Source organism: Paenibacillus sp. TAF43_2, from assembly GCF_052113545.1.
In the GTDB taxonomy this organism is placed as follows: Bacteria; Bacillota; Bacilli; order Paenibacillales; family Paenibacillaceae; genus Pristimantibacillus.
The window spans coordinates 33,109-53,496 of sequence record NZ_JBFRDK010000021.1 but is presented as its reverse complement, the minus strand read 5'-3'; the positions used below and the strand labels follow the sequence as shown (position 1 = coordinate 53,496).

Sequence of the window (20,388 nt, the reverse complement as noted above, 5' to 3'; positions counted from 1 at the left end):
CATAGAATACGTCCGGTGTTTTGCCCGATGCAACCAGCGTAGACAGCTTCTGATTGTATTCAGCAGGCGGCACGCTTGTGTACTCTACCTTTACGTTCGGATATTTCGTTTCGTACGATTTGATCAGCTTCGTAAATATATCTTTCTCCTGCGGACTGCCATGACCCATAAACGAAATCTTTACTTTTTCTTGCGGTGCGTTTGTTGCTGCATCACCTTTATTCCCCGTGTTTCCATTTGTAGCAGTGCTGTTGCCATTTCCACCTGATGAACAAGCCGATAGCAGCATTCCAAAGCATAATAGCATTACAAGTCCAAGCTTCGCGGATRATTTTCTATTCATTTCGTTTGACGCCTCCCTTTTTTTGCAAGCGCTTCCTTGATGAACTCATTCTAGATTATATTGTTATACTTTTAAATACTCTATTTAGTATAAAAAATGAGAAATAATCTTCTTTCAACTAATGCTTCACCTTAAAAAGCAGTCTATAACCCCATTTTCAAACGAAAACTTCTGCATTTTCATTCAACTTCTATCATTCCAGCGTTTTTAAAGCACAGGATATACTAACTTTAGTATATATTTAAATACTAATATATTCTATAATCCGTTTTGAAGCGCTTACAAAACAATAAGAGGAGATGGTTTCACATGTTTGTCCAAAGCAAGGTTAGAATAACCGCTTTATGGATTGGCTTGCTTCTTATAATCAGTATACTGCTCCCTGGTTTTCAAGCATTTGCAGCCCCTGGATTAGCTTGGCCCTCAAATACCGCAACCGTATTCACACCTCAAAACGGCGGAGTATGGTATCCAAGGCTGCTAAAGCTGAACAATAACGATATTTTAGCCTCTTTCGATACGAATGCAGGCGGGGGCAAAACAAGAATTATGCTTTCTCGCAGCACGGACGGCGGTCATACCTGGTCTCCTGCTATACAAGCTGCAGCTGATTCCAGCGGTGATGTAGGTAATGGCCAAATGCTTCAGTTGCCGAATGGCGAGATTTGGCTTTCGTACCGCCTTGTTGTGCAATCCGGTTCGATTTATAACACTTACCTAAAAACCAAAAAAAGCACCGATGGCGGCAGCACCTGGTCAGATTTAACGAACGGCCAAATCGGCTCTGCCACAGCAAACTCGTTCAAAGGATTATGGGAGCCGCATCTTCAGATGCTTGGCAATACAATAGCTGTATATTATGCAGATGATGGTCCTGCCACTGTAGGCAATACAGGCCTTCAGAAGCTTATTATGAAAACATGGACCGGTAACGGCTGGAGCGGCGAAACGATTGTCAGCGACGGTGTTGCCGCAGGCTCTAGAGATGGAATGCCAGTTATTACCCAAATGGCTAATGGCCAATACATCCTAGTGTTCGAAGCGACCGACGTCGCAGGTCATCCTTTTGTTATCAAATATAAAATATCGTCGGATGGTTATAACTGGAACGTCCCTCGTCAAACCCTTTATGTTCCTTCCAAATCCGGAAAAAAAGCTGGTGCGCCTTTTGTTGTTAAGCTTGGAGATGGCCGCTTGCTTGCTTCTTTTCAAACGGACAATGACAGTACGAATACCGGCGACGCATTCTCCTCCATGTACACGATGATTAGCGCAGACAATGGTGCAACTTGGCAATATCGGACTAATATTTTCCCAGTAAGCGACTCGACCAGCTCAAATTGGAATGCCTTGCTGCCCATAGATTCTACTCACGTCCTTGCAGCGACGAGTGCAGACTATCCAAGCAGCGGAGTGTATATTCGATTTGGTCATGCAGTTACACCATCGAACACAAACCTAGTAACAAATTGGAGCTTTGAAACGGCAAACGTAAGCGGCTGGACGACATTTGGCGATGATTACCCCGCTCGAATTAAAGTACATGGCACAAACGATGGTGTCGGTGTACCCGCCGCCCAGGGCAATTATTTTATCGGACTAGCCGGAACGAGCGGACCTGCATCGGCTTATGTTGGCCAAACGATTAGCGGACTTGATAATGGCAGCTATACGCTGCGTGCGTATATGCGGAGCAGCGGCGGGCAGAATTCTTGCGTAATGGAAGTAAAAGATTTTGGCGGAACGTCGCGGCAAACCAATTGCCCCGTAACCACAGCTTGGACGCCTGTTACACTCTCGAACATCGCAGTTGTAAACGGCCAGGCAACCATTGGCTTTTTCACATCAAACAGCCAAGCGAGCCAATGGGTCGATATTGACCGGGTTGAGTTTACTCGCAACGATGTTTACAATGGTGTCGTTTCAGGTGGTGTATACAAACTTATCAATACAAATAGCGGCAAAGCGCTTGAGGTGGATGCTTGGGGAACAACGAATGGCTCCAATGTGCAAATCTGGACGGAGGGTGCGAATCAGGCAAATCAGCTCTGGCAAATTACGCATGTCGGGGGCGGAGCATACAAGCTCATTAACACGAACAGCGGCAAAGCGCTTGATGTCAGCGGGGCAGGAACAGCTAACGGCACCAATGTTCAAATCTGGGATTATGCGAACTCAGATAATCTGCATTGGAAGATCATCGACACAGGGAGCGGTTACTTCAAGCTTATCCACTCACTCAGCAATAGGGCGCTGGATGTCGCTGCTTCTGGCACAGCCAACGGTTCAAACGTTCAAATCTGGGATGATCTCGGAAACGGCGCCCAAAGATGGAAGCTTGTTCGCGTTAGCTGATGGGGCAACCCCTGTTTTTTTAGCATAAAAAAGAATTCAATACATGGGTTGGTTGGCCAAGAAGGTAAAAAGCTTATCGGACATTTCATCACCGTATTAACGGATCTGTCCTACCGTGGTCTTTCCGGCATCAACTAACTAAAATAAGTCACTTTTCTATCCTCGAAGCGTTTGGAAGTTGAATCCTGTGTAATTGTGTAATATGAAGGATTTCATAAAAAGTAAGCCATGAAGTAAATACTCATCTCGCAGAAGCTGCCTAAACCATTCTAGAGAGGAGTATTTATTCATGGCTCCATTTCAGTTTACACTAAGTTTAGGTCACCAATGATGCATCCAGCTGATTATCGAAGAGTCTCGGGACGCAGGCGTAACAGTTAAAGATGGCGTTTCACAAATAAGCATGGACTTCGCACCTTTGTAAAAATTGATCTAGAAAATAGCCTTATTTTCTCTCATCACCCACGATAATGCTCAATATGAGCCAATTCAGCAAAAATAAGGCTAAAATATAGTTCTATTTTCATCAAATGTGCCCTTTTTACCAGAATAGAGCTAGAAAATAGCCTTATTTTTTCTCATCAACCTCGATACTGCTCAATATGAGCCAATTCAGCAAAAATAAGACTAAAATATAGTCCTATTTTCATCAAACGTGACCTTCTCACCAAAATAGAGCTAGAAAATAGCCTTATTTTCACTCATCACCCACGAAGAAGCTCAATATGAGCCAATTCAGCAAAAATAAGTCTAAAATATAGTCCTATTTTCATCAAACGTGCCCTTCTCACCAAAATAGAGCTAGAAAATAGTCTTATTTCAGCTCCCTCATAGTCAGGCTGTTTTATGATAACCACTGCTTTAAATAAAGCAATGGCAGTCTCAAAAGCAGATAAACTGCTTTTGAGACTGCCTCTTTTTGTTAAACAAATATACTCCATATGGAGCTGACTCACTACGTGATCAGCACCATTCCCATACTCCATGCCATTACACTCACTCTATATCTCCCGTCAAACTACTCCTCATAAATCATTTTTCTCGTCATACCGCCATCAATAGTGATGTGGGTTCCGGTTACAAAATCATTTTGAGGGTCTGTTAAATATAGGCATGCCCGTGCAATATCCTCCGGTTTGCCTACCCGCTTAGACGGATGCTGCTCATGATCCTCTGGGCGCAGCTTGCTGTAATCTCCCGTTTCGATCCAACCTGGACATATTGCGTTAACCGTAATATGATCTGGGCCGAGCGAAACCGCCATCGCGTGGGTTAGCGTGAGAATCCCGCCTTTGGATGCCGCATAGGCTTCTGAATTCGGTTCCGACATCATTGCTCTCGTTGAAGAAATGTTTACGATAGCCCCACCGCCGGTTGTCCGCATCAACTTGGCAGCCTCACGCGAGCAGACAAACGTCCCGCGCAGGTTCGTATTCACAACGCTATCCCACTCATCAATGGATAGGTCGTATGGCGACTTCCATATGCCAAACCCCGCGTTGTTTATGACGATGTCTAATCTCCCGACAATCGTTTCCAAATCACGCAGCATTTTAATAATGTCATCAGGGTTGCTCATATCGGCAGAAAGGGATAAAGAATCATAACCTGCCTCTTGCAGCAGCAAGCCAGTCTGCTCCAGACCTTCTTCGTTTTTATCCACTAATACAGGCAGTGCTCCTTGCTGCGCATAAGCTAGTGCAAGCGCTCGTCCAATACCAGCCCCAGCGCCTGTTATTAGTACAACCTTATCCTCGTATGCTGCTTTCATTTTGGATGCCTCCTTAACGTGCCCTTTTACCTAAAGAGTTTAAAGCAAATCGAAGCAAAATGAAAATCCAAACCGCTTACCTCCATCAAGAGGACAAATACAGCAGCTTCACGAAATAATAGTCAACGGAACAACGGCAGGATTCTTTAGAAAATCTGAAAAATGGAGCTGATCCACCTGAACACTAAAGCTGTCTTTTTCGATTTATTTGAAACGTTGATAACTGAATTTACGGATGGCAAGCGCACCATCAATAGATCCGCGGACGATGCTGCACTTCTCGGCATGAATCATGGCGATTTCAAGAAAGAATGGCGCAAACGCCAAGAAGCAAGAATGACCGGACAATATGTTAACTTCATTGAAGTGATGAGAGACATTTTGGAGAAGCAGAATTTGCCTTACAACGAACAAATAGTGGAACACTTGTATCGAACAAGAATCGATGAAAAGCAGGCTCCATTGTTAACGATTCAGCCAGCTGTTCTTGCCATGCTGAAAGAGCTGCAAAGCAAGTACATAAAAATAGGGCTTATTAGCAATTGTACAGAAGAAGAAATTCGCCAGTGGAAAGCTAGCCAGCTCGCTCCCTACTTTGATGATGCCCTCTTCTCATATGAAGTTGGCTTAGCCAAACCAGACATTCGTATATATCAATTAGCCTGTGAGCGGTTAAACGTATCACCCGAAAATGCGGCATTTGTAGGCGATGGCGGTTCTAATGAGCTGGATGGCGCATGCAACGCTGGCTTAAAAGTTTTCCATGCCTTTTGGTTTAATACCTATATAACAAGCCATTACACGAAGCTGCTCCATCCTGATCATTTAATATCTCATTTGCCATAATAAAATAGAAGCAAAATAGATACTTTGATGACTCACAGCTACTGCTCTGAGTTTATTTCATCCAATCGTATGGATAAAAGGTTACTGTGGAAGTTGTGGACAAAACGTGTCAAATAATCTGAAAATTTAATTAATATTGTAAAAACAGCTTGAACACCCCTTGTCAATTTTCTCAAAAGCGAATATGATAAAAGCAATCAAAGGTTGTGAATCTTTTCACACTGTATAGCATATTGTGAATTAATTCACGTTGTAAGGGCGGCTGCCATAGCAGACTACCCTCTACACATCCCATAGGAGGCGTTTTTTATGACGATGAACATTGCTGTTATTGGCTGTACACATGCAGGAACTGCTGCAATTAAACAAATGGCTGCACTTTACCCGGAGGCCAACATTACCGTTTATGAACGGAATGACAATATCTCGTTTCTATCGTGCGGCATCGCACTGCATGTTGGCGGTGTAGTTAAAAATGCTGAGCAGCTATTTTATGCTTCGCCCGAGCAGCTCGCTGAGCTTGGCGTGAAGACGCATATGCGACATGATGTGCTTGCAGTAGATACGGATGCTAAACAAATTAAGGTCCGAAATCTTGTAACGGGAGACGAATTTACTGAAAGCTACGATAAGCTCGTCGTTACAACAGGCTCGTGGCCGATTATTCCGCAAATGGACGGCATCGGGCTTGAAAATATCGTTCTTTGCAAAAACTACAACCATTCGAAAGAAATCATCGAGAAAGCAAAAACAGCGAACCGCATTGCAGTTATCGGAGCCGGCTACATCGGTATTGAGCTCGTAGAAGCATTTGAACAGCTTGGCAAACAGGTAACCTTAATCGACAATATGGAACGCATTTTATATAAATACTTGGATCGTGAATTTACAGATGTTACAGAGCAGGCGTTGATTGATAAAGGGATAACGATCGCAACTGGTCAGACGGTTACTTCGTTCAAGGGCAGCGAGGGTCATGTAACGACGGTCATCACGACAGCTGGAGAATATGAAGCAGATCTCGTCGTGCTTTGCATCGGTTTCCGACCTAACACTGAGCTGCTGAAAGGCCAAGTTGACATGCTTCCAAACGGCGCAATTATTGTGGATGATTATATGAGAACGAGCAAAGCCGATGTATTTGCTGCTGGCGACAGCTGCGCCATCCACTATAATCCAACAGGGCAAAACGCTTATATTCCTTTAGCCACAAACGCTGTCCGCATGGGAACGCTCGTAGCCAAAAACCTGATGAAACCAACGGTCAGATATCTCGGAACACAAGGCACGTCGGGCATTAAAATTTACGATTATAACATTGCATCGACTGGTCTAACGGAAACAGGCGCACTTGCTGCGGGAATGAATGTGAAAAATGTCACAATCATTGATAGCTACCGACTTGAGTTCATGCCTACCTTTGAGCAAGTGACTTTAAAGGTCGTATATGAAGCGGATAACGGCAGAATCGTTGGCGCACAGGTGTTATCGAAGGTTGATCTCACCCAGTCGATAAATACGTTGTCGGTTTGCATCCAGAACGGAATGACGATGGAGGAATTAAGCTACGTCGATTTCTTCTTCCAGCCGCATTACAACAAGCCATGGAACATGCTTAACCAAGCTGGCTTGCAAGCTGTATAATTTTATAAAAGCTGCAAGGATGGCACTCCGCCATCCTTGCAGCTTTTTTATTATCAATTAATAAACAAAAGCCGCCCTGTTACAACCGGCTCTTGCTTATTCACTACAAATTATCAGCCGGCGGCTTCCCGAAATGAGGGGTTCCATCGGCGTTCCACGTAAATACCTTGGCGCGGGCGTGACGATTGGGATCAAATAACGGATCGCCTTCAATGTCCTTGTAGCTGCGAGCATGATAGATCAAAATATCCTGTTCCCCATCCTCAGACACGGTGAAGCTATTGTGCCCTGGCCCATATTGACTATTTTCAGGGCAGCTTGTAAACACTGGCGTCTGCGTCTTCACCCATGAGCGCGGATCAAGCAGATCACTGTTCTCCTCAGCAGTCAACAAACCCATCGCATAGTTATGATTGGTGGCGCTGCCGGAGTAGGTCATAAATATTTTCCCGCCCCGCTTCAGGACAGCCGCTCCTTCATTTACCATGAAACCAATGACTTCCCAGTCGAGCTCCGGCTTCGTAATCAATACCTGCTTGCTCTTCAGCGTCCAAGGATTGCTCATCGAAGCGATATACAAATTTGTATTGCCTTGAATGGCTGGGTCTTGCTGCGCCCATACTAAATATTGCTCGTCATTATGCAGGAAGCTTGTCGCATCAAGTGAGAAAGAATCCCAATCCGTAATGATCTGGCCCCTCTCCGTCCACTCGCCCTCAAGCGGGTTAGCCGAATCATTTTCAATAACATACATGCGATGCCTGAATGGCGCATCTGCCCTTGCGGCAGCGAAATATACATAMCATTTTCCAGCGATAAAATGCAGCTCAGGTGCCCAAATATTGTGGCTCATTGGTCCCGAATCGTGTTTTTCCCATACCACAACCTGCTCAGCATCGGTAAGTCCTTCCAGCGTTAGTGCTCTTCGCAGCTCAATCCGATCATACTCAGGCACAGAACCTGTGAAATAATAATACCCGTCTGTATGCTTCACTACCCACGGATCTGCTCGTTGCTCTATTAACGGATTTCGCAGCTGCTTCTGCGACTGTTCAGATGCTTGTGTGCTCATGTTTCTCTCAGTCCTCCAGCTAATATTTCTATTTTTATAAAATAACTTCATCGATTCATTACTATAAATACGAAGGGTTGCACCGGTCTAAATATAAATTGTCAAGGTTTCTCTTTGCATATAAAATAGATAAGATATATCAGAATAACATTTTCATTAACGAATTCGACTTCATATTTTCAATCACAAGCTGTAAGGCAAATCCAATGTTAAAAAATTGAGCGGAGTGAATGTATGAAAATTGATATTTCAGATACTCATTTACCCATCTATGAAGCATTAGCCAGCGATGTAAGGCTTAAAATCATACAGCTGCTTGCTCTGCAGGAGATGAACATCAAGGATCTCGCACAAGCGCTCGAGCTGAGCAGCCCCATTATGACGATGCATGTGAAAAAGCTCGAAAAAGCTGGTTTAATCAGCTCCGAGATGGTTTCCAGCAGTGGCGGAACCAAAAAAATGTGCAAACTTATCACAGATAGCATTGAGATAGATTTCCCGTCAACACGGCGCCCAGCGCTTCGCACTTATCATGAATCCATCATTTCCATCGGCCACTACACCGACTTTGAAGTGGAGCCTACCTGCGGCCTCGCTACGACTGCTAAAGTCATTGGCATGTTCGATGAGCCTCGTTTTTTTCTTGATCCTGATCGCATCAATGCCAGAATCTTATGGTTTAGCAGCGGCTTTATTGAATACAAAACAGCCAACTTCTTATTGAAAAGCGAGAAGCCTACTGAGCTCGAAATTTCGTTTGAAATTTCCTCCGAGGCTCCTTTTGCCAATGACAATTGGCCCTCCGACATTTCCTTTTACTTAAATGACACCAAAATCGGCCTATGGACGAGTCCTGGCGACTTCGGCGGCAAACGCGGAAAGTATACCCCCGATTGGTGGTGGGATGAAATTAATCAATACGGCCTGTTGAAGGTGCTGAAGATTACACAAGCCGGAACCTTCATCGACGGTCAGCAAATATCCGATGTTACTCTTGATGATGTCAACATATTAAGCAAGCAATGGAAATTCCGCATAGCTGTCGAGAAGGACGCTGAAAATGTCGGCGGCGTTACGTTATTCGGCTCTGGGTTTGGCAATTACAATCAAGACATCGTCTTTAAGCTTTATTATGAAAGGAACGAATAAGAGCTAGCGGCGCGAGCTGCTAGCTCTTCATCCCCTTTTTACGGTAAATTTTTCAGCCTAAAGATCGTAATGGATTGTTTCGCAAGCTCCAGCGTAAATGTGTTAGACAACCCATCAACAGCCTGCTCCTTAGGCAGCACGGCCGCAGGCTTCGCAAACGAATTCTCCACACCCATATCCGCTTGGAGCGACAGCTTCGTTCCTTGCGGGGCTATCGTTTTCCCCTTTACTTCAATAGACGCATTCACTGTATAGTCATTGGCATTTACGATTTTCAGAATGATCTCATCTGTCTTCTCATCTCTGCCCGCTATGAAATAAAACGGCTCCTCTCCTTGTTTACCGCCGCGTCCCGCCTCGTACGATTCGCCGCTGCGCATGCGAATTGAAGCAGGCAGTACCGAGCTCGCAACATGATTGCTGAACATTTGCTGCACATAATAGTTCGGAGTCCCGTATACTTCAGCATTGTTGAACCAGATTAAATCCGGCGACCACTGTGTATACCCTTCCTTACCGAACAATGGTGCATAGGAAGCCATAGCTACAACATCAGAATTCCGCTCCAACCCGACCATGAACGCCGCTTCAGCCAGCGCTGAACCGAAGCTGTTGCTGCGTTTGCCGTTATGTGCTGCATATTCGCCTACGAACACTTTCGGCCCGTTCCGATCATACGTATCATATCGATTCRAATTCGCTATAAACCAATCAGGATTCATATAATAATGCTCATCGACGATATCTGTCGGCTTATCCTTCTGCCACTGCCAAGCATCATCAAATATAGGACCAGAAGGCGAAGGACCTGCGGACGCAATAAGTTGAATATTGGGATACTTCTCTTTAATCGCAGCTGCAAACATTTCGTATCTTATAAAATAATCCGTACCCCAATGCTCGTTGCCAATCGCAAGGTAATGAAGCCCAAACGGCTCAGGGTGTCCATTCTTCGCCCGCTTCGCTCCCCATTTGCTCGTTGAAGAACCATTTGCATATTCGATCAGATCAAGCGCATCTTGGATATAAGAAGCAAGCTCCTCTATCTGCGCTACGTCTGACTGACGGAATTGATCGCCCATTCCTGCATTTACGACAGGCAGCGGTTCTGCTCCAAGATCCTCGCTTAGCTGGAAATACTCATGGAAGCCAAGCCCGTAGCTTTGATAATACGGCGTCGTTAAGGCGCCGCCGCCCCACATATTCGTATTTTGCTTTCGTTCGGACGGGTCTCCAATCGAATCCTTCCAATTGTAGCGATTGCCAATTCCATCTCCCCCAACGATACTGCCTCCGGGGAATCTTACGAATGACGGCTTCAAATCAGACAGCATGCGGACAAGATCTGCACGCAAGCCGCCTGGTCTATTCTTCCATGTGGATTGCGGGAATAACGAGATCATATCAACGTCGATTTGGCCGTTACCATTCGCACCCAGTACCAGTCTTCCGTTCAGAGCTGCTTCTGAAGCCGTTATTGTCCCCTTCAGCTTCGTCCATTCCGCTCCCATTTTCTCGGCTGTGATTACCGTTTCGCCTAGCCTTTTGCCGCCATCGTCTTCTAGATAAGCAGTAAGCTTAAGCGCTGCATGGTTGCTGCTTCTTGCATACATCGAGAAATCATATTTCTCACCTTGCTGCAAAGCCATTCCGCCAAAACCGCTATTAACGATTGCAAGCTCATCCTCTTGGGCTGGAGCCTTCACCTGTATCGATAAATAATGTGGATTGTTTGCGTTCAGCGGCGCTTTATCCGCAACTTCTACTGCTCCGTCTCCAGATCCAGCTTTTCTTACTGCCCAGTTCCAGAATGAATCGCCGAATTCGAAGGAGCGATTTTCAATCAATTCTGCATACACGCCGCCATCACCAGCAAAATTGATATCCTCAAAGAAAATCCCATATAAGGTATCACTTACAAGAGCGCCCGTCTGATCCGCTTGAATGGAAATCGCGTAATCCGCTGCCCCTTCCTCCCATATGCGAAGCGGTATTTTTTTCTCCCCCGCTGCTTTTCCTTTGTTGACCATTGCCGTTAACGTTGCTTCAACATCTCCATGTCCGCTTGCCGGTCTAGTAACTGTGCCATCTGGGGCAACTGTTTCTTCATGATCAGAGGACCAGACAATGCTTGTGCCACCCGGTCCACTGCGCGGCAGCTCTAAAGATTCCATAACACGGCTGCTGCTTGGAAGAGATAACCACTCTACCGCAAAAGCAACGGTATCCTGATCGTTCATCCCTTCAGTCCGTTGATCAGCAATTTCATCAACGGATAGAGCTTCGCTATAAATCCGCACCTCGTCTACTTGGCCGGATAAATACGGGTCGACGTCAAACTGCGATTTTCCGATATAGTTGCCTGTCGTGCCCGCCATATCACTCGGCTTGATCGATAGATCACCATTGCGGGCGATTTCATGCCCATTCAAATAAAGAATGCCCGTGCTGCCAGACCAAGTGAAGGCAACATGCGTCCAGCTGTCCGCCGGAAACTCCGTTTCGGTGCTGATGATTTGCTCGCCGCCGCCATTCTTGATCGCAAGCTTCATCTTGCCTGTTTCTGACATCGGGGTGAGAAACAAATAACGATCCACTCCATTGCCGAAATCAAAGATTCGCTGCCACGTTCGCAGATCGTTAATATTAACCCATGCGGATATCGTCAGCTCTTCCAAACCATTCAAAATTGCCGTAGGCATCTCCGCATAGGCGCTTGATCCGTCCAGCTGCAAGCTGCTTCCGAACTTGCCCTCTTTCTGTAGCACGCCGCCGCTCAGCATCCCAGTATTATCATGACCTGATGCGTCCAGCAATTCATTCGGTGAAGCGCTCAGCTCCGACTTCTCCGCATGATCGAAAGTGTAGCGCAGCAGCAAACAATTTTGATAAGCCTGCTGCTCATCTCGCTGGGCTGTTTCCTTTATCTTAGGCTCCTGCCCCTGGCTGAAGACAATCCAGATAACAGCTGCCACCAATACCAGCAGCAATATGGCAGTCAGCTTCTTCAGACGTATGTCAATCAAGCTGCATCTCTCCTACTATTCACCTGCGATACCGGAACGTTCGACGCTCTCGACGAAATAACGCTGCGTGAACATGTACAAAATAAGCACCGGCAGGATCGTTAGCATAACCCCAGCCATAACTTGGTTTTGCAGCGTCGGCGCCATGCCGAGCGTACCTGAGGATACCGAGCTGGATGCCTGCTGAAGATCCAGATTCGCATTGCCGTTGAAGAAAGCCATATTTTGCGCCAGGTTGAAGTATTCTGGAACGAGCAAATACATATTCGGCTCAAACAGGTCATTCCAGTGCCATACGACCGAGAACAGGAAGACAACCAGCATGGCAGGTTTCGCGAGCGGGAACATAATCATCCAGTACGTCCGGAACGCACCCGCGCCATCGATTCTTGCCGCTTCCTCCAGCACATTCGGCAGCGTTCGGTAAAATTGAATAAAGATAAGGACGAACAAAGAGCCTTTCAGTCCGTGTCCAAGCAGCGCCGGAACAACGAACGGCAGATGCGTATTTACCCAGCCCAAGTCGAGGAAAAAGGTAAACAACGGCACAACGATCGTCTGCGGCGGCACAAGAAATGTAAATACAACCATCGCCAGAAACAACGCTTGACCGGGAAATCGGTAACGTGCGAAGCCGTATCCTACAATTGAACAGCTTACGACTTGAAGCATCGCGCTGCCAAATGAAATGATGGAGCTGTTCAGCAGTCCCGGCCAGAAGTTAATTTCCTCCATTGCGATCGAATAATTCGTTAGATTAAACTGCTTCGGAATCCACTGAATCGTAGCATCCGCCACATCCTCCGGCCGCATCAGCGATTTTGATACCATATAAAGCAGCGGATAAACGAAAACAAACGCCAAGCTGAGAATAACGACATAATAGAAAAACGTTCCGATTACGCCGCGTCCGCGCTTTATCCAAGTAATCTTCCAGACCTCTTCCGCTTTGCCTTGAAGGTCGGCATATTTTTCGGTCATGCTAGGTGAATTCATGCCCTCTACCCCCTACCTTCGGTTGCTGACAAGCTTTTGCGGAAGATGAAGAATACGACCGCTAGCACAACCGAAATCACAATAAAGTAAATCCAGCCCATTGCCGAGCCATAAGCGTAATTATTCGTTTTGAACACATTGTTCATAATGTGATTCATAATTTGGTTATCTGTTTTGGTAAACGAGTTGACGACGCTGTAAAGCGTGTTGACGAACAGCATCGGCATAATCATCGGAAACGTAATCTTCCAGAAGCTTTCCCATTTTGTTGCGCCATCACATTTGGCTGCTTCATATAACGCTGGCGAGATTGTCTGCAAACCCGCGATGAAAATCAATATTTGCACGCCCGAATCCCACATGACGAGGGTTAAAGAATCTGCATATTGAAGCAGCGGGTCCAAGATGCTGTCCGGTATAAATGCGTTTAGCTTGCTGTAAAGATCGTATTGATAGAAGATCGGGAGCTGGGCAGCACCCTGCTCCAGCAGCTCCCTCAAGATGGYGCCGGAAGCGATAATAACCGGCAGAAAGAATATGCCGCGGAACAATGTACGGCCGCGAAACGGACGATTAAGCAGCAATGCGCTGAACATCGCAAAGATCAGAATAAGCGGTACCTGCGTCAGCATCGTTGTCAGCGTAGCTTGCAGCAGCGGCACAAAATCGATGTCTGTCGTAAAGGCGGCGCGGTAATGGGTCAAGCCCGTGTAAGATGCCTTTAGCCCTGCTTTCGTAACCTCTAAATTGTTAAGCGAATAATAAAGTGATTTGCCGAGCGGAATGACCATGAACAGTAAGAAACCGACAACCCATATGGAAATGAACGAGTATCCCTCAAAGATGTGGCGGCCTCTCATCGAGAGTCCAAATTTTTTGCCCATGCTCATTTCCCTCCGTTTCGCATGAGATATCCTGCCGCAGGAATGGATAAGCCGTCAACCGTCGCTGAAGCACTGCCATAATTGACAATAACCTTTGTTCCATTCGCATACGTTGTTTGATATACGTTATTGCTCAGCTTCTCATGATCAGCAATCGTCTGATTAGCTATCGCTTTGTAAATAGACTCAAGCTCGTTATATTGCTGAACTGCATCATCAATCCATGTCCTATACTCGGAGCTCCATAACCGATCCTCCAGCGTTCTTTGAAGCTTCGTTGTAGGCTCATAAGTCAGCTCTAGACTAGGCAGCGCACCATACTCTACCATCCGAAGCAGCTCGTTCTGGGCATCATTTCGCAAATTGATCGGATTAGCCGAGTAAGGCACCAGCCCGCGTACCGCAATCTGATAGAAAGGAACCGTCTCGTCATTGTAAATAAAATGGCTGGAATCAAGCGGTGCACCGCTAATCCCATCAATATGTCCAAGCATATAAGCAAATCCATAATCGACTGACGCTCCGCCAGTAGTCTCCCGAATGGCATCCGTTGCTTTCACCCAAGCTGATGCTGTCTCGCCGCGCGTTGTCAGCGACTTCGAATCGATATCGGAGTACAATGTATTTCCCCAAAAGCTAAGATGGACACCAGAGATGCCAAGCTTCGAATAATCCTTCAGCTCTTTGTTCAAATGTTTGCTGATGACACGCTCTGGCTTCATCCAATAATAAAGTCTGCTGTCGTCATTCCATCTGCTTCCAATATAATAGTCCGTACTTGGCGCAACTTCACGATCCATGCCGCGAATGGCGTCCTTTGACTTCTTCATGCCGTCGCTATCCGCGATTGCGCGAGCATAGTTTGCTTCCAAATAAAGCGAAACCCCTTTATTAGCGGCATAGGCGGCAAGATCCTTCAAATCCTTTGCTCCGCCCAGCTTCTTCTCCACTGGAAAGTGATCCGGCTGATCGCCATATAGACCATCATCAGACCATCCGGAAAACGTAAGCTCTAAATTCGCGATTCCTTTTTTCTGAAAAGCATCAATAATTTCTCGCGCTTGATCGAATGTCGTCATCGAAATGAACGTATTGCCAAGCACCTCATCACGCAAAATACCGCCAAGCAGCTTCACCTTAAAGGGAACTGCCGTTTGCTCCAAAGGCTTAACTCCTTGCTCCTCTTTCAGAAATTTGCCATATGCCTGTGCCATTCCTACATAATCAGCTTCCTTGTCTTGAAGCAGTACGTAACGCAGCTGCCGATCGCCTTTGATCCAGTTGCCTTGGAAAAATGGGATTTCACCCGATGTCCCGATGAAAATAACATCGCTCCAGCGGTACACGAATTCCGCCGACGTCCGGTAATAGGAGATCGCGCGGATGCCTGACGGCGTTCCATTAATCTTCGCATCGTATTGACCCTTCGTTACGATACCGAGCGAACCTACATCGTCGCGGTAATTGCCGAATACCGGCAGCGCAACCATTTCTTTTGGAGCAAGCTTTTGCCGCCACATTTGATCAATATCCGTATGTGATTGCGTAACGTAAGCCGGGTCGGCGCCATAGATCATTTCGGAGTAGCCCGCAAAATACTGCGGATGCTTCGCGCTGTATTTCATAAGCGCGCCGGAGCCGTCCGGCAGGAAAATCGCTCCTTCCTCCGTATCCGCAGCAGCGTTCCAGAATGGCAGCGGCTCAATACTTACAAACTTTGCTTTGCCCGCTTCCTTAATGGATGCTTCCGGAATCGACAGCTCGAAGCCTTTCTCATTTAAACGATATTCAAGCGCAAACTCCAGCTTTTCCTTCACGAATTGGAAGGTTACTTTCGCCCCGCCATCAATCGTCTCGATCTTCAGCTTGTTTTCCTTTTCCTTTGCTAAGTATGTTTGTACAGTATCCGAGCCTTCTGTATACTTCACATGAACGGCCGCATCCATAAACTTCTTATTATTAGGCATCGTCGTTCTAGGAAGCTGCGGCGTCCCCAGCCATTCTTTCTTGGTTCGCTTGTCAACGAGGCGAACATTGCCTGTTTTATCGTCGATGTACATCTTGTAGCTGTCATTCTCCGCAATCTGCTTCGTAGCAGATACAGGATACAGCTTCACTTCGCCTTGGTCATCAGGTTCCGTTGTCTCTGCAGCAGACTCTTCTACTGGAGCCTCCGAAGCCGCTGCGGCATCTTCATCCGTGGTCGTCTCCGTCGCAGTCGCAGTTGCACTCTTGCCCGCGTCTTCCTCCGCTTGAACACGGGTTTCGCCTTCCACGCTCCCGAAGTGAGGGAATATGCTGACAACGAGCAGCAATGCCACGATAATAAGCCATTTTCGTTGTTTCCTCATCTCGTCCACCTACCTTCGGAAGTTTATTTCTTTGAACATGTCGATTATAAAGTTAAGGAGTTGATTGATTAAGCCAAACATCAGAATGCCAATAAACCAAATAATTAATATGCCGACGATGCTCAGCACCGTAATCCAGATCATTTTGCCAAGCTCAAAATCATGAACGATTCTTACCTTTAGCAAGAGCAGCCATCCTACCCAGTAAAGAGTAAGATTGATTAAAAACGAATAAATAGAGCTTTCGTCCAGCGCCAAAATATTGGTTAGCAGCGTGATTGGGATAATAAAGATCGCATAAGGAACCAGCGCAAATGCACTGCCAACAAACACTTCCTTAAATTTCCCTTCCCCTTCAAGAATCGCACTGACGCCCCAGTTCGATATCGTCCACGTTACCCATGGCACAACGATCCATATCAGCTCATGCACAAACGAGATCTCATACGTTTCTCTCGTCTCGAACGCATACCCCGTAATTAGAATGGCAACCATTCTCGCGATATAAGCCAGTGCGACGATGAATAACGCTTGCCCCCATTTAATGCGGCCCGGCTCCTGAATATCGTGGTAAAAATCGATCGGGTGCACGAGCACCTGCCGCATCATTTTAAACGTTGCGATCATAAGGCACTCCTCCCTTCACCTGAACCACTTTAGCCGACTTGCGGTCTTTCAGCATCGCAGAAGCTCTGCGCCAAACAAAAGGTATGATGTAGCGCAAAAGCACGATTAACACGATAATGGCTAAACATATCCATGCAAAATGCTCTCTAATATATTCCTTTCGATATTCCTTGAAAGCGACCGAGTAATCATAACGCGATCTTGCCAGCTCAAAATACTCCATAGCTCCCTTATAATTTTCCGCTTTATAGAGAGACTTGCCGATTGCGAGATAGGCTAGATCAAAGTTTGCATTCAAATGCAAAACCTCGTTCCACATTCCCTCCGACTCTTTGTATCGTCCATCAACGAATAACCGCGATGCGTCATGCACCAGATCTGCAAATGGCGTTGTACGGAACAAATCGATGCGATTGCGTCCTTTATCGACCACATACACCGTGCCGTCTGCTGACTGATCAAGGCTTGATGGCGTGATAAACAAGCCGTTCTGATCGCCGAGCCCTCCGAACACGAACAAGAAATTTCCGAGCTTATCGTACTGATAAACTTTGCTGGACTGAAGGTCAAGTGYGGTGATAACACCGTCCTTATCTACAGCAAGATCAAGAAACGACGGTACTTCGAAAGGGCCAGCATCAAAACGTCCACCGTACCTTTTAGGAACAATATTGAGCGTATCCACACCCACAGGCGATAAACGCTTCAATTGGTTCATTTCTGTTCCAAGTGTGGACGTGTAGACGAAACCTTCCTCATCCTGCACCGCATTGGAGAACTCGAGCGGCTTAACGACCGACAATTTTGCCTTCTGCTCCTCCGTTGCAACGAGCTTAACAAACAATCTGCTCCAGCTGAAGCCTACATGATTCGCACCATAAAACCCTTTAAATTGCCCATTTGGATCAATTTGAATGAGGCCCTGTGTGTTTCCGTCACTCACGACAAACATGTAATTCCGCTTATCCACGAGCAGCTTTGATGGAGAATACGAGAAAGTTGCTCCAAGCAGCGGACTTTCAGGCTTGCCGAACTGCTTCTGGAATTTCCCGTTTTTATCAAAAATAGCGATTCGTTGGTTTTTGGTATCCGCTACATAGATGGTTCCATCCTGCTTCACGTAAACGCCTTTTGGCTCGTTCAGCTTGCCGTCGCCTTCTTCGTCGCCGATAATGTTCAGCACCTCATGCTTCACATCCAAATGGACGACCCGGCTATTTCCTGTATCTACGATATAGATCGTTCCATCGTCAGCAAGGAAAATATCTTCTGGCGAGCTAAATGGTCCAGATGATAGGTTATAACCGTCAATTGAGCTCTCATACATGTACCCGTTGATCGAGTGAACATCTTGACCCAGCTTATTTCTCGTATACCCTTCATAAGGAGAGGCGGCGAACGTTTGAACAGGTAGAGCTGTAACTAGCATCAGTAAAGCGATAGCTGTACTGACAACGAATCGGAATATCGTAGCCTGCTTCATCCMGGTTGTCCTCCTACTCTTTCAGACCTGAATGCGCCATCGTTTGCAGCACTAAGCGCTGCGTTACGATAAAGACGATTATCGTCGGCACAATCATCAATAAACTTGCCGCGGCAAGCGTGCCGACACGCGCAACCACGCCGTATCCACCGCTTAACGTCTGGATGGCCAGCGGCAGCGACTTCATATCCTGATCGGTCGTATAAACCATTGCTGGGTATGGATCATTCCAGGCTGATATGAAGCTGAATAATGCAAAGGTCGCGATGGCTGGCTTCAGCATCGGCATGACGACAACCCAGAACACCTTCCACTCGGATGCGCCGTCCATGCGTGCTGCCTCCAGCAAGGCATCCGGGATTTGGCGCAAAAACTGCGTCATGAGAAACATCCCTATCGGAGCCGCCAAATACGGCAAAATCATCGCCCAATACGTATTGATCAAACCGATTTTGCTAATGAGCAAATATTGCGGAATTTGCACGACCATCGGCGAGAACATAATAGCAAGCACGACCATGTTGAAAATAGCGCTGCGAAACGGCATATTGTGCTTCGCCAGCGGATACGCTGCCATGGCCGATACGAGAATGCCAAAGCCAACAATACAGGAGCTGATCAGCAAGCTGTTAAAAATAAACCTGGAGAACGGAACGCTTGTCGTTCCCGTTATGAGCAATAGATCGCGAAAATTGACTAATGTCGGATTGTTCACGAAAAATCGCGGTGGAAACAGGAACAGCTCGCTTGTTGGTTTAAAGGCTGTAGATACCATATAAACCAGAGGGGCAAGCATCAAGAGACCGAACAACGTTAGAAATAGATAAAGGAAAAACCCTCCCCAATCCTTCCTGCCTTTCACTGCGCCAGTCATATCGGTTCAGTCCTTTCCTAGCCATTTGAATATGAGACGGTTTAGTCCGATCATCATGACGAACAGCACAACCGCGATCGCCGCAGCGTAACCCATCTCAAACTTGATAAAGGCATAATCGAATAAATGTGTCAAAATCGTATGGCCTGCATAAAGCGGACTCGGCAATCCGACGAGCTGCACGCTCACATCAAACACGGTCAGTGAGCTAACAACCTGAAGCACTGCGCCGAACAGCAATTGCGGCTTTACGGATGGAACTGTAATATAAATGAGCTGCTGCCATCTATACTTAATTCCGTCGATTTCCCCAGCCTCATAAAGATCCTTCGGTACGTTCTGAAGGCCGGCTAGGAAAGCCAAGAACCCTACCCCCATCGACATCCATAGCGAGACAATGATGATCACGGGTACAATCGAATTAATGTTTTGCAAAAATAGATAAGGCTCGTCGATAATGCCCAGCTTCGATGCAAAATAGTTAAGCAAGCCTTTGCGGTCGCCCGCAAACAGGTAGAGCCATACGACCGACATCGCCGTAGCGCTCGTAATGGACGGCGTGTAATAACAAAGCGTATAGAAGAAGCGGTATTTTTGCGGAATTTGGCTAATGAGCCAAGCCAGCAAGAACGCCATTACATAGCCGACCGGCCCTGTAATGAACGCAAATTTCAACGTAATGCCAATCGCCTTAAGAAAAATATCGTCGTCGACAAACAACAGCTTGTAATTGGAGAGACCAATAAACTTTGGCGCCTCCAGAATGTTGTAATATGTAAAGCTGAGTACAACCGAAGTGACGACCGGTACGATCGTAAACAAGGTGAACAGGATAAGAAATGGAGCGAGAAACAGGTAGGAAACCCTGTTTCTCTTCATTTCATGCCACAGCAAGGACAATTTGCTCGGTTTGCGGAGGCGTTCCGCTGCCGGAGTGACCACGGTTGCCGCTGAATCTGTGTTCATT

Annotated in this window: 16 protein-coding genes; 4 read left to right on the top strand and 12 right to left on the bottom strand. The window is 46.5% G+C overall.

Annotated features, from left to right (window positions below; all coding sequences use genetic code 11):
• Window positions 1-343, bottom strand: a 343-nt coding sequence (locus AB4Z17_RS07160; protein ID WP_441958961.1) for an ABC transporter substrate-binding protein, incomplete at its 3' end; no start/stop codon positions are given.
• A gap of 309 nt (window positions 344-652) precedes the next feature.
• On the opposite strand from AB4Z17_RS07160, the gene AB4Z17_RS07155 reads away from it, so the two are divergent.
• Window positions 653-2,698 carry an RICIN domain-containing protein gene (locus AB4Z17_RS07155; RefSeq protein WP_441958959.1) on the top strand — a complete coding sequence of 682 codons (2,046 nt, stop codon included), beginning with the start codon at window positions 653-655 and terminating at the stop codon, window positions 2,696-2,698.
• Window positions 2,699-3,402: 704 nt separating this feature from the next.
• On the opposite strand, the gene AB4Z17_RS07150 is transcribed toward AB4Z17_RS07155, so the two are convergent.
• Window positions 3,403-3,684 carry a hypothetical protein gene (locus AB4Z17_RS07150; RefSeq protein ID WP_441958957.1) on the bottom strand — a complete coding sequence of 94 codons (282 nt, stop codon included), beginning with the start codon at window positions 3,682-3,684 and terminating at the stop codon, window positions 3,403-3,405.
• A 32-nt stretch (window positions 3,685-3,716) separates the two neighbouring features.
• Window positions 3,717-4,469, bottom strand: coding sequence for an SDR family NAD(P)-dependent oxidoreductase (locus AB4Z17_RS07145; RefSeq protein ID WP_441958955.1), 753 nt, complete (start codon window positions 4,467-4,469; stop codon window positions 3,717-3,719).
• A gap of 162 nt (window positions 4,470-4,631) precedes the next feature.
• Here AB4Z17_RS07145 and AB4Z17_RS07140 point away from each other — a divergent pair, with 162 nt between their 5' ends.
• Together AB4Z17_RS07140 and AB4Z17_RS07135 are read left to right on the top strand one after the other, a co-directional pair.
• Window positions 4,632-5,315 carry an HAD family hydrolase gene (locus AB4Z17_RS07140; RefSeq protein ID WP_441958953.1) on the top strand — a complete coding sequence of 228 codons (684 nt, stop codon included), beginning with the start codon at window positions 4,632-4,634 and terminating at the stop codon, window positions 5,313-5,315.
• 315 nt (window positions 5,316-5,630) lie between these two features.
• Window positions 5,631-6,959, top strand: coding sequence for an FAD-dependent oxidoreductase (locus AB4Z17_RS07135; protein ID WP_441958963.1), 1,329 nt, complete (start codon window positions 5,631-5,633; stop codon window positions 6,957-6,959).
• 103 nt (window positions 6,960-7,062) lie between these two features.
• Here AB4Z17_RS07135 and AB4Z17_RS07130 read toward each other — a convergent pair whose 3' ends face one another.
• Window positions 7,063-8,031, bottom strand: a complete 969-nt coding sequence (locus AB4Z17_RS07130; protein WP_441958951.1) for a glycoside hydrolase family 43 protein — start codon at window positions 8,029-8,031, stop codon at window positions 7,063-7,065.
• Window positions 8,032-8,265: 234 nt separating this feature from the next.
• On the opposite strand from AB4Z17_RS07130, the gene AB4Z17_RS07125 reads away from it, so the two are divergent.
• On the top strand, window positions 8,266-9,180 hold the full coding sequence (locus tag AB4Z17_RS07125; RefSeq protein WP_441882668.1) for an ArsR/SmtB family transcription factor: 915 nt from the start codon (window positions 8,266-8,268) through the stop codon (window positions 9,178-9,180).
• A 38-nt stretch (window positions 9,181-9,218) separates the two neighbouring features.
• Here AB4Z17_RS07125 and AB4Z17_RS07120 read toward each other — a convergent pair whose 3' ends face one another.
• The 8 genes from AB4Z17_RS07120 to AB4Z17_RS07085 are packed head-to-tail and all read right to left on the bottom strand — an operon-like array spanning window position 9,219 to window position 20,387.
• Window positions 9,219-12,206: an alpha-L-arabinofuranosidase C-terminal domain-containing protein gene (locus AB4Z17_RS07120; RefSeq protein ID WP_441958948.1), complete on the bottom strand. Its 2,988-nt coding sequence runs from the start codon at window positions 12,204-12,206 to the stop codon at window positions 9,219-9,221.
• A gap of 15 nt (window positions 12,207-12,221) precedes the next feature.
• Entirely contained in the window at window positions 12,222-13,202 is a 981-nt protein-coding gene (locus AB4Z17_RS07115; protein ID WP_441958946.1) for a carbohydrate ABC transporter permease, read from the bottom strand.
• Between the two features lie 5 nt (window positions 13,203-13,207).
• Window positions 13,208-14,086, bottom strand: a complete 879-nt coding sequence (locus AB4Z17_RS07110; RefSeq protein WP_441958945.1) for a carbohydrate ABC transporter permease — start codon at window positions 14,084-14,086, stop codon at window positions 13,208-13,210.
• A gap of 2 nt (window positions 14,087-14,088) precedes the next feature.
• Window positions 14,089-16,437, bottom strand: coding sequence for a DUF5696 domain-containing protein (locus AB4Z17_RS07105; protein WP_441958944.1), 2,349 nt, complete (start codon window positions 16,435-16,437; stop codon window positions 14,089-14,091).
• A 9-nt stretch (window positions 16,438-16,446) separates the two neighbouring features.
• Window positions 16,447-17,064, bottom strand: coding sequence for a YIP1 family protein (locus tag AB4Z17_RS07100; protein WP_076267169.1), 618 nt, complete (start codon window positions 17,062-17,064; stop codon window positions 16,447-16,449).
• Entirely contained in the window at window positions 17,048-18,547 is a 1,500-nt protein-coding gene (locus AB4Z17_RS07095) for a hypothetical protein (protein WP_441958942.1), read from the bottom strand. The genes AB4Z17_RS07100 and AB4Z17_RS07095 overlap by 17 nt, the downstream gene beginning before the upstream one ends.
• 13 nt (window positions 18,548-18,560) lie before the next feature.
• A complete protein-coding gene (locus AB4Z17_RS07090; RefSeq protein WP_256710834.1) occupies window positions 18,561-19,421 on the bottom strand; it encodes a carbohydrate ABC transporter permease in 861 nt (286 codons plus the stop codon).
• Between the two features lie 6 nt (window positions 19,422-19,427).
• Window positions 19,428-20,387, bottom strand: coding sequence for a carbohydrate ABC transporter permease (locus tag AB4Z17_RS07085; RefSeq protein ID WP_076267399.1), 960 nt, complete (start codon window positions 20,385-20,387; stop codon window positions 19,428-19,430).
• Window position 20,388 lies beyond the last annotated feature (1 nt).